The following is a 14,413-nucleotide window of genomic DNA, read 5'->3' on the forward strand; positions in this document are numbered from 1 at the left end:
GGGTGTCCAACCCGTCTTCACACAGCGAGACTGGACACCCTCGCCTTGCGTCCGCAGAAAGCCCGTGAACACGCCCGTGCGCATGCCCGGCGTTCGGCTGTCACGCAGGGAGGAGTAGTTGGGGTTCGGGGCGCTTTGCCGGTGTGGCGTTCGGGTTCCACAGTCTGGTGGTTCGTATGTAGCAGTGGATGACCGAGGTCATGGCCAGAATGAGCAGTGGCCCGAATACCCACGGATGTTCGGCCATCTCCACCGGCAGATAGCGGTACGACACCAGGAGCACGGCGAAGACCGTCGTGCCGTAGGTGACCAGCAGGACTCCGCGCCGGTCCCAGCCGCGGTCGAACGCGCGCATGGCCGCCTCGATCGTGAGCGCGAACACCACGCCGGCCACGAGGTCCACGCCGTAGTGGTAGCCGAATCCCAGCGTGGCCGCGAGCGTGCCGATCAGCCAGAACGTTCCGGCGAATCGGAAGAACCACGAGCCGCTGCGGGAATGGACGAAGATCGTGGTGGCCCACGCCGTGTGCAGGCTGGGCATGCAGTTGCGGGGGGTGATCTCGTCGAACCGGATCGGGCGCGGGGTGCCGATCGGCGCTGCGGTGTCCGGCCACAGGTTGGCCATCGCCCAGTGCCCGCCGTCCGCGCCGTAGGCGAAGACCGGTCCGACCACCGGGAAGATCATGTAGATGCTCGGTCCGAGCAGGCCGATGACCAGGAAGGTGCGCACCAGGTGATGGCCCGGGAAGCGGCGCTGGACCGCCACGTGGCGTAGTTGGTACAGCGCGACGATGGCCGCCGCCAGCGGGAGTTGGCCATAGATGCCGCCGAGGAGGTGGGCGCCGGCCGGGCCGGTGGCCTCGACCGCTCGGCCCACCAGCCACGACGGGTCACCCAGTGCGTGATCGGCGGTCGCCACGTACTGGTCGAGCACGTTCGGGCGGGTCATCGACGTGATGTGCAACCAGGTGTCGCCCGTCTTGTGGCCTGCCACCAGCAGCAGTCCCAGCCCGGCGCCCTTCAGCAGCAGGACGCGTTCCCGGCCGGTGCGGCGCGTGACGGCGATGACGGCGCAGCCCAGGATCACCCACAATGCGCCGTTGCCGAAGTTCATCCTGGCGTCGAGCAGCCACCGCACCGGCCAGAAAACGACGTCGATGCCGATCGCGACACCGGCCGCGATGAACCGTTGTCGCCAGGTGAGCACCACCATCGTCAACGCCAGGCCGGCATACAGCAGCGGCCCCGAACTGGGGGCGAATATCACCTCGCGCGTCTGATTGGTGATCGGCCCCGGTTGGCCGTGGTGACGCGCGACGATCTCCAGGGTGACCAGGAACGCGAGGGCCGCCACACCTGCTGCGGCCCACAGAATCGCCCGCGACCGACGCCGCACGGCGGTCATGGTCCTGCGACTTATTCGCGAAAGGGTTCGCACTGTCATGGATATCAATTGCTTGGCCGCTTTGTTGGATTTTAGTAAATGATCACCTTTTGCGCCGGTTTGCATGGATTTCTGGTGAGGGCAGGCGCTTGGTGTGACCGTCGTGGGTCGGATGATGTTATCGGAGCGGCGCGGACGGGCTTCGCCGGTCCGTCGATTCCGGGATCACGATCCTGAGCCTCCGGCCCTGCCACCGTTCGCGGCGGCCCGCCCCGGGTCCGCGGATACCGCCGCGGCGGCCCCGGCACCGCCGGCCACGTGTTCCGGCGGCGGCCACGTGCTCCGGCGGCGATCACGGGCTTGCGGTGGCAGTCACGGGCTTGTCGTGTCGCGGCACGAGCGTGCGTCGATGGCTGCGGCATTCGGCTTGTGCTGGTTGATCCAGCCGGGATCCTGTGCGGGTATCTGCGGCAGCGAGATCTGGACGTCCGCGATCCAGGTGCTGCTTTCCACGTAGCGCTTGACGATCGTCTTCAGGTGTCGGCAGTCGCCGCGATGACCCTTCGGGAGTCCGATGCCGTAATGCTGTGGAGCCCCGATGGTCAGACCGGCCACCACGCGGAATTCGGCCGACTGCCGATCGCCGGTTCCAGGGCTTCCCGGTCGCTCGCGGTCAGGCTCGCAATGGCCAGGGTCGCCGGCTCGACCGCCGTCGCGCCCTGCTCCGGGACATCACTGCGTGCCGGTAGGAGTCGACCCAGGAAGGCCCGACCCCGGTGGACGGCGCCGTCCGCCGGCTGGTCCTGAGTCGACGCGAGCACCTGCGTTCCCCCGCCGGCGGCGTGCCCGGCGGCCCGGTCCCATAGGGCCGTTCGGCCCTTCACCGGGCGCGTGAGGGACGTGAGTGTGGGAACGAGCGGAGTTCCGGCGACCCACGAGAGGAAGACCGATGACGATGGCGATTCCCGAAGATCCCGACCTGACGACGGTGGATGCCTGGTGGCGGGCGGCGAACTATCTCGCGGTGGGACAGATCTACCTGAGCGGCAATCCGCTCCTGACCGAACCGCTGCGCCCCGAGCACATCAAACCGCGCCTGCTCGGGCACTGGGGCACCTCCCCCGGTCTGAACCTGATCTACGCGCACCTGAACCGGGTGATCCGCGAACGCGGTACGCACGCCCTGCACGTCACCGGCCCCGGACACGGCGGCCCCTCCGCCCTCGCCGCGTCGTGGCTGGACGGCACCTACAGCGAGCGCTACCCGAACGTCTCCCGCGACGCCGCAGGCATGGTCGCGCTGTTCCGCCAGTTCTCCTATCCGGGCGGCGTGCCCAGCCACATCGCGCCCGGCGTGCCGGGCTCGATCCACGAGGGCGGCGAACTCGGCTACAGCCTCTCGCATGCGTTCGGCGCCGCGTTCGACAATCCGGACCTGGTCGTCGCGTGTGTGATCGGCGACGGCGAGGCCGAGACCGGGCCGCTCGCCGCGTCCTGGCACGGCAACAAGTTCCTCAGCCCGCGCACCGACGGCGCGGTGTTGCCGATCCTGCACCTGAACGGCTGGAAGATCGCCAACCCGACGCTGCTCGCCCGGATGCCGCGCGAGGAACTCGACGCGTTGCTCACCGGGTACGGATGGCGCCCCATCCACGTCGAAGGCGACGAACCCGCGCGCGTACACGCGGCGTTCGCCGCTGCGCTGGAGGAATCACTGGAGGAGATCGCCGAGTTCAAGGCAACCGCGCAGGGGCGCCCGAGGTGGCCGATGATCGTGCTGCGCACTCCCAAGGGCTGGACCGGACCACACACCGTGGACGACGTGCCCGTCGAGGGCACCTGGCGCTCGCATCAGGTCCCGCTCTCCGGCGTGCGCGAGAACCCGGAACACCTGGCCCTGCTGGAGACGTGGCTGCGCTCCTACCGCCCGGACGAACTCTTCGACCCGCAAGGCCGCCCGACCCCGATCGTGCTCGCCAACGTGCCCGCCGGCGACACCCGTCTGGGCGCGGTACCGCAGGCCAACGGCGGCACGCTGCTCCGGGAGTTGCCGCTGCCGGACCTCCAGGACTTCGCGGTCAAGGTGACCGAACCCGGCGCGTCCTCGTCCGAACCCACCCGCGCGCTCGGCGAGTACCTGCGCGAGGTCTTCGCCCGCACCGCGTCCCGCCGCGACTTCCGGCTGTTCGGCCCCGACGAGACCGAGTCGAACCGGCTCGGCGCGGTCTACGGCGCGACCGCCAAGGCATGGCAGGAGCCGATCACCGACCTCGACACCCACCTCGCCCCGGACGGCCGGGTCGTGGAGATCCTCTCCGAACACACCTGCCAGGGCATGTTGGAGGGCTACCTGCTGACCGGGCGCCACGGCGTCTTCTCGTGCTACGAGGCGTTCACGCACATCGTGTCCTCGATGTTCAACCAGCACGCCAAGTGGCTGCACGCCTCGCGCGAGATCGACTGGCGGCCACCGATCGCGTCGCTGAACTACCTGCTCACCTCCCACGTGTGGCGCCAGGACCAGAACGGCTTCTCGCACCAGGACCCCGGCTTCGTCGACCACGTGATCAACAAGCGCCCCGAGGTCGTCCGCGTCTACCTGCCGCCGGACACCAACACCCTGTTGTCGGTGGGCGATCACGCACTGCGCAGTCGCGGCCTGGTGAACGTGATCGTCGCCGGCAAGACGCCCAACCCCGACTGGCTCACCATGGACGAGGCGGTCCTGCACTGCACCCGCGGCGCCGGCGTGTGGGAGTGGGCATCCAACGACGACGGCCGCCCCCAGGTCGTGCTGGCCTGCGCCGGCGACGTCCCCACCCTGGAGACGCTCGCCGCCGTCGACCTGATCCGCCGACACCTGCCCGAGTTGCGGGTGCGCGTGGTCAACGTGGTCGACCTGATGCGACTGCTCCCCGCGAGCGAGCACCCGCACGGCATGCCCGACACCGACTACGACGCGCTGTTCGGCACCGACGTCCCGGTGATCTGCGCCTACCACGGCTACCCGTGGCTGATCCACCGTCTCGCCTACCGCCGGCACAACCACGACCACCTGCACGTGCGCGGATACAAGGAGTACGGCACCACGACGACCCCCTTCGACATGGTCGTGCTCAACGACATGGACCGCTACCAGCGCGTGATCGACGTGATCGACCGCGTCCCCGGCCTGGGTACGCGCGCCGCGACGGTGCGCCAGAGCATGCTCGACGCCCGAACCCGGCACCGCACCTGGATCCTCGAACACGGCGAGGACATGCCCGAAGTACGCGACTGGACCTGGTCGCCCGACCCGCACGGCAACTGATCACGGACGAAGCGGGTCACGGCCGGCCGTGCGGCCGGCGCGGACCTGCATGACGATTTCGGCCGGTCGTCGTGCGTCGCAGCCGAGGATCGCTACCCGCGTCGCTGCGGAGGTGTCGGCTCCGCGCTCGAGTTCCGCTTGGGCCGGCCCGTACACCCCGGCCGCCGCCTGGCCGTCGTTCACGTGCCTCCTCCCTCCTCCGCCGTCTTCGCACTTGCCAAGCGGAACCGCGTTCCGTATCGTTCCGGAACGGGGTTCCGCTTTGCTCGTGATGCCGAGCGCGGGCCCGACACTCGAGCCGCGCATCGTCGGCACGTTCCACCCGCAAACGAGGAGACACGTCATGCAGTACCGCACCTTGGGCCGTACCGGTGTGCAGGTCAGCGCCCTCGCGCTCGGCGCGATGAACTTCGGCAGGATCGGGCGCACCACCCAGGACGAGGTCACCACCATCGTCGACGCCGCCCTGGAGGCCGGGATCAATCTGATCGATACCGCCGACGTGTACAGCGGCGGCGAGTCGGAAGAGCTGGTCGGCAAGGCCATCACAGGCCGCCGCGACGACCTCGTGCTCGCCACGAAGGCGGGCCTGCCCATGGGCGACGAGCGCAACCACCAGGGCGCCTCGCGCCGCCGACTGGTCGCCGCACTGGACGACAGCCTGCGCCGTCTCGGTGTCGACCACATCGATCTCTACCAGATCCACCGATGGGACCCCCGTACCGGCGACGAGGAGACCCTGTCGGCCCTGACCGACCTACAGCGCGCGGGCAAGATCCGCTACTTCGGCTCCTCGACCTTCCCCGCCTACCGCATCGTGCAGGCCCAGTGGGCGGCCCGCGAGCACCACCTGAGCCGCTACGTCACCGAACAGCCCAGCTACTCGATCCTGCAGCGCGGGATCGAGACCCACGTCCTGCCGGTGACCGAACAGTACGGACTCGGCGTACTGGTGTGGAGCCCGCTCGCCTCGGGCTGGCTGTCCGGCGCGATCCGCGAGGGCCGGGAACTCGCGGGCAATCGCGCCGCGTTCATGCCGCAGCGGTTCGACACCACCATCCCCGCCAACCGCGCCAGGCTCGACGCCGTCGAGCGACTGGCCAAGGTCGCCGACGAGGCCGGGCTCACCATGATCCAGCTCGCCCTCGGATTCGTGACCGCGCACCCCGCCGTGACCGGCGCCCTCATCGGCCCCCGCACGCCGGAACACCTGCACTCGCAACTCGCCGCCGCCGACACCGTGTTGCCTGCCGACGTACTCGACGCGATCGACGAGATCGTCGCCCCCGGCACCGACCTGGCCGCGCACGAGAAGAACGACACTCCGCCCGCGCTGCTCGACCCGTCGCTGCGACGCCGCTGACCACGCAGGCTCCGGACACGCCCTCGGCGCCCGGAGCCTGCGTGGTGCTCGGTGTACTCGGCCTCGCTCGGGGCGGTCCGCGCCGTACCGCCCGCCGGTACTCGGGATCACGCGCCGACAGGTGTCACGCGCCGCTGGTTGCGACCCCGACGGGTGCCCCGTGCCGACAGGTGCCCCCCGGCTCCGGCCCACTCCGGCGACCCGCACCGCGGCGAAGCGGGTTCACCCCACCGTCGCGCGGGTTTCGCGCGCGATGCACACGTCCTCACCGGCGGTGACGACCACGGTTCGCACCCGCGCACCCGCCTCGCCGATCTCGCCGTCGGCGCGCGTCGCGGCGTTGGCCTCGGCGTCCAACCGCACCCCCAGGAACCCCAGTTCGGCGACCATCGCGGTGCGCAGCGTGTCGTCGTGTTCGCCCACCCCACCGGTGAAGGCCAGGACGTCCAGGCCACCCATCGCGGCGGCCATCGCGGCGATCCTGGTACGCACCCGGTACGCGTAGATCCCGCGCGCCAGTCGCGCGCGCGGATCCCCCGCGTCGGCGTCGGCCCGGATCGCGCGCATGTCGCCGCCGTGCCCGGCCAACGCGCTCAGCCCCGCGCCATGCTCCAACACCTCCTCCAGGTCGTCGAGTTCGACTCCGTTGCGGAGCAGCCACACGAGCATGCCGGGGTCCAGGTCACCGGCGCGGGTGGCCATCACCAGGCCCTCCGTGGGCGTGAAGCCCATCGTGGTGTCGACGCAACTCCCGCCCCGGATCGCGGCCAACGAGGCCCCGGCCCCGAGGTGGCAGGTCACCACGCGCGCCGATGCCCGGTCCGTACCGGTCAGTTCACAGGCCCGCGCCGACGCGTAGGCGTGCGACAGGCCGTGGAAGCCGTAGCGGCGCAGGCCCCACTCGGCGCGCCACGCCTCGGGGAGCGCGTAGGTGCTCGCCTCGGCGGGGAGGGTGTGGTGGAAGGCGGTGTCGAAGCAGGCGACCGCGGGCAGTTCGGGACACAGCTCGTGGATCGCGTCGATGCCGGCGATCGCCCGGTCCTGGTGCAGCGGCGCGAGCGGGCGCAGCGCGGCGATGCGCGCGTACACCTGCGGATCGAGCCGGGCCGGCCCGGTGAAGTCGGCGCCGCCGTGCACGATGCGATGCCCGACCGCCTCGACGGATCCCGCCGAGCGCACGAACTCGGCGATCGCCGCGGACGGGATCGTGTCGGCGCAGCTCACGTTCGAGGTGCGGACGATCGTGTCGTCCGGGTCGACCACCGACAACTTCAGGCTGGAGGAGCCCGCGTTGACGACCAGGACGCGCCCGCCGGCGGTGGCATTCGTACTGCGGGTGGCCTCAGCGGACATCGCGCACCCCCGTCTCGGCCGAAGCGCGCCGCCGCCCGCGGTCGGCGGCGACTCGGGCGTCGATCGCCTGCCCGCGCCGGCGCCCGTCGGGTCGCCACGACGGCGGCCGTACGGCACGCGAGTCGCTCCCGCGTACGCACCCTTCGGGGTCGGCCGGACCGGGCCCGCGCGATCGAACGCCCCGACACGGGATCCGGGGCATCGGCGCCGGGCAGGGAGTGACCACCCCCGGTGCCGCTGCGATGTCCGTAGAACGCGGATACGACGGGCACGTCTTCGCGCGGCGACCGGCGAAGCGACGGTGTGCGGACGCGGGAGCCGTCCGATGGTGGGCGATGAGGGACACGACGACCGCCTCCTGGTGGTGCATGCGTCGATGACGCTTCCCAGGACAGCGCACTTCACGCGTGCGCACCCGGGCCGAACGGCCCTGTCGGTCGGCCGAAGGGCACACGGCGACGCACACCGATGCACCCCGGACCCGCTGTCGGTCGGGGTGCATCGGTGTGCGTCGGGATCCGCGCGGACCGCCGCCGGCCTCAGGTTCGGTGCCGCTCCTTGCCCTGGTGCAACTCGGTCGCGTACACCGCCGCCTGGACACGGCGTTCCAGGCCGAGCTTGTTGAGCACCGCGGAGACGTAGTTCTTGACGGTCTTCTCCGCCAACCCCAGGCTCTCGGCGATCTCCCGGTTCGTCTGGCCCTGGGCGATGTGCTCCAGGACCTGCTGCTCGCGTTCGCTGAGCCCGGTGGGGCCCGGTTCGGCGGCGGGTCCCTTGCGTACTCGTTCCAGAACGCGCGTGGTCACCGCCGGATCCAGCAGGGACTGCCCGGCGGCGACCGCGCGTACCGCCGCGATCAGGTCCTGCCCGCGGACCTGCTTGAGCACGTAGCCGGCCGCTCCCGCCATGATCGCCGCGAACAGCGCGTCCTCGTCGTCGTAGGAGGTCAGGATCAGCGCGTTGATCTCCGGGAAGCGCGAGCGCACCTCGCGGCACACGTCGATGCCGCTGCCGTCCGGCAGGCGCCCGTCCAGGATCGCGACGTCGGGACGCAGTGCGGGGATGCGCCGGGCGGCCTCGGCGGCCGAGCCCGACTCGCCGACGATCTCGATGTCGGGTTCACCGCCGAGCAGGTCGGCCAAGCCCCTGCGGACCACCTCGTGGTCGTCCAGCAGGAACACGCGAATGGACGGTGTCGACACGGCCCTCCTCCGGAGGTCAGTCGTGGCTCTATGGTCGCTGTTGTCAGTGTCGGACGTCGAAGGCGCCCGTACCTGTCACCTCACCGTAGCGGGCGGTGCAGCCCGGGAGAACGGTCGGCGGGTCACGGCCGGTCGGAACATGCCGACCCCCCTCGGCGGAGGCGGCATCCACGGTGCCGCCGGACACGGAACACCGAACCGCCGGTCACCGGACACAGGGCGCACCGACGGCGGCCCGGGTGACCGCCCCCGAGCGGGGTCGGCACCGTCCTTTCCGGGGTCGTTCGTCCCGCCAGGGCAGGTCGGCAACCGGAGCGGCGAGGATGTCCGTTCGATCGAGAGAAGACGCGCGAGACGTGGTTTGACACGATGGACTCACGAAGAGTTTCGACGGATGTACCAACCGTGGGAGGGGCTGTGACGTCGGACGAGCGACCGGCATTGCCGCGTATGCGCTTGGACGAGTTGCTGGATGAGCTCCAGGCCCACGTGGAGGTGGTGCGCGCGACTCGGGATCGGGTGAACGGGCTGCTGGAGGCCGTGCTCTCGGTGGGCAGCGACCTGGACCTGGAGACCGTGCTCCGGCGGATCGTGGAATCGGCGGTGACCCTGGTCGACGCCGAGTACGGCGCGCTCGGGGTGATCGGCGACGAGCAGCTCGCCCGCTTCCTCCCGGTGGGCATGGACCCGGAAACCATCCTGCGGATCGGGCCCTTCCCCACCGGGCGCGGCATCCTGGGGCTGATCATCCGGGATCCGCATCCGCTGCGCCTGCACGACCTCTCCGAACACCCGGACTCGTTCGGATTCCCGCCCGGGCACCCGCCGATGAACACCTTCGTGGGCGTGCCGATCCGGATCCGCGACACCGTCTTCGGCAACCTCTACCTCACCGAGAAGCGCGGCGGCGCGGACTTCGACGAGGACGACGAGGCGGTCCTGCGCACCCTCGCGGCGGCGGCCGGCGTCGCCATCGACAACGCCCGCCTGTACGACGACGTCCGCCGCCGCGAACGCTGGCTCGCCGCGACCTCCGACCTGACCCGCAGCCTGCTTTCCGGCGACAGCCCCGCCGACGTGCTGCGCACGTTCACCGAGACCATCCGGGACATGACCGACGCCGACCTGGTCACCCTCGCGGTGCCCGTGCCCGGCACCGACGACCTGGTCGTCGAGGCCGCCGCGGGCCCCCTCGCCGACCGCGTCCGCGGACTGGTCCTGTCCGGCGAAAGCACGCTGATGGGCAAGGTGTTCAGCTCGGGTGAGACGATCACCAGCAGCGATCTCAGCCACGACCCGGGCGCGGTGGTGGCGACCGCCGTGGGGTCCGAACTCGGCTCCGCGTTTCTGCTGCCGCTCGGCACCCCCGAGCGCATCCGCGGCGTGCTCCAGGTCGCGAACCGGACGGAACGTCCGCAGCTGACGGACGCGGTGGTGCGCATGGTCACCGGCTTCGCCGACCACGCGGCACTGGCCCTGGAGATCGCGGAACGGCGCCGCGACGCGGAGCTGTTGACCGTGCTCCAGGACCGCGACCGGATCGCCCGGGACCTGCACGACCTGGCCATCCAACGCCTGTTCGCCACCGGCATGACGCTCCAGAGCGCGACGCGCTTCATCGAGCACCCCGAGGCCCTGGAGCGGGTCGAATCGGCGGTGGACGCGCTGGACGACACGATCAAGGTCATCCGGTCGACGATCTTCTCCCTCAAGTCCCGGGGGCGCGACGCCGGGCCGGGACTGCGCTCGCGCTGTCTGCGCGAGGTGGACGCGGTCACCGAAATGCTGGGCTTCGCCCCGACGTTGCGCGTCGACGGCCTGCTGGACACGCGGGTGCCGGAGTCGATTGCCGCCCATGTGATCGCGGTGCTGCGCGAAGCACTCGCGAACGCCGCCCGTCATGCCCACGCAAGGCGCGTGGAGGTACACGTCGAGGCGGACGACAAACACGTGCGGGTACGAGTACGCGACGACGGCGTGGGCCCGCCGCCGGCCCCGACCCGCGACAGCGGCCTCGGCAACATGCGGGAGCGGGCCGAATCCCTCGGCGGAGCCTGCTCGTTCGGGCCGTCCCCGGACGGCGGCGCCGTCCTGGAATGGCACGTCCCCCTGGACTGACCACGCGAAAGCCCCTTGGCCGACCCCATCCCCGTCCTCGGGTCCCGGCGGCCGCAGCAGAACCGTCTCGCCGTCCGCGGCCAACGCCCAGACCTCGTGCGGTGTGCCGAACTCGTTCATGGACCCGTCCCTTCGGCCGGGGCGCGTCCGCGCCGCTCCCCCACCCCGTGCCGATCCCCGACCCGAGGCAGGGCCGACCGGTCCCCCCACCCGCGCCGAACGACCCTGCCCGCCCCCGTCCGACCGCGGAGACGACCGCGCCGGCCGGGGTCGGCGCGCGTTCGGGTGAATGAGTGCACCGGCCAGTTGCCTCGAGGGGGTGGCGTCGTTGGAGATCTTGTGCGTCGCACTCGCGGCGCGGACGGGCGAAAAACGGAGAGTGCAGTGAACACGTACAAGAAGGCCACGATCATGGCGGCCGGCACCGCCGCTCTGGTGATGGCCGGCGCCGGAGCCGCCAGCGCCCAGGCCGACGCCGACGGCGCAGCCGTCGACTCCCCCGGCGTGCTCTCCGGCAACAACATCCAGATCCCGGTGCACATCCCGATCAACCTGTGCGGCAACACCGTCGACATCGTCGGCGTCCTCAACCCGACGTTCGGCAACACCTGCCTGAACATCGACGGCGACGACGACCACGACGAGCACCACGAGGGCCACAAGGGCCACAAGGGCGGGGAGTCCGGCGGCCACCACGGCTGATCCCCCGCCAACACCCATCTCGGACGTTCCTCCACGTCCGGCACACCGCGACCCCCGCGCTGCATCCCGCGGGGGTCGCGGCATGTCCGGCGCCGTTTCGCCGAGCGACCCCAGAGCGCACACCAATCGTGGTCGCCAGTCCACGCACCGTCACCAATCTCGCCGATCACGACCGTCGCACCGCGAGCAAGAGATGCAAAGCGGTCAATTCGTGCTGCACTGGATTCATGGACGTGCGGCCGTCGGCGTGCCGCGAACGGACATCGCGCCCCATGCCGTCGAGCGCGCGTGCACGCCCATCGCCGGCGCCTCGAAACCCACCCCGACCCGAACTCGCGAACGCCTACCGGGTGGGCGGGCAACTCCCGGCCCCGACCGAGGCGCCCGCCGCCGACGAGGAATCGACACACCACGCCGAACCGGCCGGGACGATGCGAAAGGCAGCACCATGGACACCCTCGACGAGCGAGTCGAAATCGCCCGCGCCCTGCTGTCCGCCGGGATCACCCCGGCCGACCTCGAACTCTCGCCCGACCTGGCCGCCGCACCGGAAGGCCCCGTCCTGGCCGCCGACCTCGGGATCGTCTTCCCCGACGGGCTCGCCCCCGTGCCCCAACCCTTCGACGTCGATCCGTCCCCCGACGCCGCGCTGCCTCGCGCCGACGTCGTCGTGATCACCTGGACCGTCGCCGAACAGGACGCCCTCGCCGACGTGTTCACCCAGGGCTTCGGTCGGCTGCGCTGGTATCGGTACACCCGCCGCTTCGAGGAGCACTACCGGCCGCTGATCAGGGGCGGAGCCCCCTCGCTCAGCGCCCGCCCGCCACGCCTGGGCTCGTACTTCCCGGTGAAACTCGGCGATCTGGACGTGCTGTGCGTGAAGTCCGAACTCCACCTCAACCAGGACGGTCGCAAGACCGGCGAGGGCACCGCCACCCTGCCCGTGCGGGACTTCTTCGAGCAGATCATCGAGGAGGTCCGGCCGCGCGTGATCGCCACCATCGGCACCTCGGGCAGCGTCTTCGGCGACTTCCCGCTGGGCGACGTGGTGGTCACCCGCGCGGCGAAGTTCCGCTGTCAAAAGGAGTTTCGCAACGAGGCGTTCAACGGCCGCACGTTCCGGTGCGAGCGGACCTTCCCGCTCGGCCGGATCGAGGACGCGCAACGGCTCATGCGCGGTTTCGCCGCCCGGCTCACCGAACCGCCGCTGGGCCCGCCGTCCACCCGCTTCCCCTTCACCGGGCCGCTGGTGCGGCCCCCCGACAACACCCCGACGGTCCGCATCGAGCAGGACGCGCGGGACATGCCCGAGTTCCACCCGATCCTGACCACCGACTACTTCGAGTACGGCACGTCCACCAACGGTCTGGAAAACGAGGGCGCGGCGGTCGAGATGGGCGACGCCGCGCTCGGTCTGGCCTGCGCGAACCTCACCGACGCGGGCTCGGATCACGTGCCCGACTGGGTGGTCGTCCGCAACATGTCCGACCCGCAGATCAACGGCGAGCTCCCCACGCGTGAATTCCGCCTCAACCCGCAGACCATGTGGGCCGTGTCCTACTACGAGGCGTACGGCTACTGGACCAGCGTCTGCGGTGCGCTCACCACGTGGGGCCTGCTCGCGGGGCTCTCCGAGGCGGGCATCGACGATGCCTGACCCGCCGGCCGTCACCCGCCTCCCGATCGAGGTCGAGCTGCTGTTCGAGCTGATGCCGTGCAATGCGTTGCGCACCTCGCAGTTCGCCGGCCCCGGAGCCCATCCGTGCGCCTACTTCCGCTCGTGGGGTACCTACCACGCCTACGACTACGACGCCGACGAGCCGCCGCCGGACGCCTCGATCGTGCGGCCCTCGCACTACACCGGCCGGATGACCCCGTTGCCGGAGCCGTTGTCCGGTTGCCGCAAGGCCCCGATCCTCGCCGTCGGCATCAATCCCAACCTCCCGGGCTGGTGGCCGGACAGCCACGGCTCGCTCACTCCCGACTTCGACTCCGTGCGCCAATACGCGCACTACTTCCGCCACCGAGGGGTGTTCAAGCCCGAGTTGCCCGACGACGCGTATCGCGCCTTCGGCGGCGGACCGGACGACGATCCCCTGGCCGGGATCCCGCTCGCCGTTCCCGAGGACGACCAGGGCCGCCGGGAGATCGCGGTCCGCGAGCAGCCGCAGCGCATGTATCTCGTCTACCAGGAGCTGCTGGACGCCCTCGGCGCGGAACTGGGCCTGGACCGGGGCACGCTCGCCGTCGGCGAGGATCTGTCGTACGGCAACATGGTCGCCTGCGCGTCGGCCAAGTGGACCACCCGACCCGACCCGCAGAACCCCACCCTGCCGCCGATGACCGACGAGCAGCGCGTCGGGATCGTCGGCGAGTGCTTCCGTACCCGCCGTCATCTGCTGCGGCAGATGTTCCAGTCGCTGCCGGCCGTGATCCTCGTGCTCGGGCAGAGCACGGCCAACGCCTTCACCGGCGAACTCGGCGACCGCCTGGCACCGATACCCGCCCCGGACACCCCCATGGCGCAGCTGATGGCGAGCGAGATCCGACTCGCCTACGGCACTCTCGACGACGGCGAGGAACTCGATGCGCGGGTGCTGTTCGCCCCGCATCCCACCGGGCATCCCGACGACTACGCGCGGGCCCGGCCGCTGCTCGTCGAACATCTCCTGCACGAGGCCCGCTCCGGCCGGCTGGGTCACGACGAACGCATCGGGCACCTGACGCGCCCCCGCGGCTCGTGCTCCTTCTGCCCGCTGCTGGACATCGGCCCGTGCCCGTACACCGACGTGCTCACGCCGCTCCCCGGGGGCGGCCCCGCTCTGCTCGCCGACGGATCGGCGCCGGTAGTCGCGGACAAACGCACCCAACTGCGGCTGCTCGACGGCATCACCGAACGGGCCGCCCCCGTCGCCGAGGTCTGGGCCCACACCGACGACCGAGAGGACTGACGCCGTAGTCCCACGAGCGCCGGCACCCTC

At 70.9% G+C, this 14,413-nt stretch carries 12 protein-coding genes; 6 read left to right on the plus strand and 6 right to left on the minus strand.

Features of this window, described 5'->3' with window-relative positions; translation table 11 throughout:
- Positions 1-100: 100 nt before the first annotated feature.
- From ACZOOI_RS32170 to ACZOOI_RS32180, 3 genes are all read right to left on the minus strand, one after another.
- Positions 101-1,405, minus strand: coding sequence for a phosphatase PAP2 family protein (locus tag ACZOOI_RS32170; protein ID WP_465283075.1), 1,305 nt, complete (start codon positions 1,403-1,405; stop codon positions 101-103).
- A gap of 351 nt (positions 1,406-1,756) precedes the next feature.
- Positions 1,757-1,999, minus strand: a complete 243-nt coding sequence (locus ACZOOI_RS32175) for a hypothetical protein (protein WP_465283076.1) — start codon at positions 1,997-1,999, stop codon at positions 1,757-1,759.
- Positions 1,987-2,205 (minus strand): hypothetical protein, encoded by a 219-nt coding sequence (locus tag ACZOOI_RS32180; RefSeq protein ID WP_465283077.1) that lies wholly within the window; start codon positions 2,203-2,205, stop codon positions 1,987-1,989. The genes ACZOOI_RS32175 and ACZOOI_RS32180 overlap by 13 nt, the downstream gene beginning before the upstream one ends.
- A 128-nt stretch (positions 2,206-2,333) precedes the next feature.
- On the opposite strand from ACZOOI_RS32180, the gene ACZOOI_RS32185 reads away from it, so the two are divergent.
- Positions 2,334-4,694: a phosphoketolase family protein gene (locus ACZOOI_RS32185; RefSeq protein WP_465283078.1), complete on the plus strand. Its 2,361-nt coding sequence runs from the start codon at positions 2,334-2,336 to the stop codon at positions 4,692-4,694.
- Here ACZOOI_RS32185 and ACZOOI_RS32190 read toward each other — a convergent pair whose 3' ends face one another.
- Positions 4,695-4,877: a hypothetical protein gene (locus ACZOOI_RS32190; protein WP_465283079.1), complete on the minus strand. Its 183-nt coding sequence runs from the start codon at positions 4,875-4,877 to the stop codon at positions 4,695-4,697. It abuts the gene before it with no gap.
- Positions 4,878-5,037: 160 nt separating this feature from the next.
- Here ACZOOI_RS32190 and ACZOOI_RS32195 point away from each other — a divergent pair, with 160 nt between their 5' ends.
- Positions 5,038-6,057: an aldo/keto reductase gene (locus tag ACZOOI_RS32195; protein WP_465283080.1), complete on the plus strand. Its 1,020-nt coding sequence runs from the start codon at positions 5,038-5,040 to the stop codon at positions 6,055-6,057.
- 222 nt (positions 6,058-6,279) lie between these two features.
- Here ACZOOI_RS32195 and ACZOOI_RS32200 read toward each other — a convergent pair whose 3' ends face one another.
- Positions 6,280-7,410, minus strand: coding sequence for an acetate/propionate family kinase (locus tag ACZOOI_RS32200; RefSeq protein WP_465283081.1), 1,131 nt, complete (start codon positions 7,408-7,410; stop codon positions 6,280-6,282).
- A gap of 539 nt (positions 7,411-7,949) precedes the next feature.
- Complete coding sequence (locus tag ACZOOI_RS32205) at positions 7,950-8,612, minus strand: response regulator (RefSeq protein WP_465283082.1); 663 nt, start codon at positions 8,610-8,612, stop codon at positions 7,950-7,952.
- Between the two features lie 450 nt (positions 8,613-9,062).
- On the opposite strand from ACZOOI_RS32205, the gene ACZOOI_RS32210 reads away from it, so the two are divergent.
- The 4 genes from ACZOOI_RS32210 to ACZOOI_RS32225 all read left to right on the plus strand — a co-directional run bounded on the left by ACZOOI_RS32210 (position 9,063) and on the right by ACZOOI_RS32225 (position 14,383).
- Positions 9,063-10,730, plus strand: a complete 1,668-nt coding sequence (locus ACZOOI_RS32210; RefSeq protein WP_465284196.1) for a GAF domain-containing sensor histidine kinase — start codon at positions 9,063-9,065, stop codon at positions 10,728-10,730.
- A gap of 384 nt (positions 10,731-11,114) precedes the next feature.
- On the plus strand, positions 11,115-11,432 hold the full coding sequence (locus ACZOOI_RS32215; RefSeq protein ID WP_465283083.1) for a chaplin: 318 nt from the start codon (positions 11,115-11,117) through the stop codon (positions 11,430-11,432).
- A 448-nt stretch (positions 11,433-11,880) separates the two neighbouring features.
- Complete coding sequence (locus ACZOOI_RS32220) at positions 11,881-13,089, plus strand: nucleoside phosphorylase-I family protein (protein ID WP_465283084.1); 1,209 nt, start codon at positions 11,881-11,883, stop codon at positions 13,087-13,089.
- The gene (locus tag ACZOOI_RS32225) at positions 13,082-14,383 is read left to right on the plus strand and encodes a hypothetical protein (protein ID WP_465283085.1); all 1,302 of its coding nucleotides are present in this window, start codon (positions 13,082-13,084) and stop codon (positions 14,381-14,383) included. Before ACZOOI_RS32220 ends, ACZOOI_RS32225 begins: the two co-directional genes overlap by 8 nt.
- Positions 14,384-14,413: the final 30 nt, after the last annotated feature.

Source organism: Embleya sp. L77, assembly GCF_055557415.1.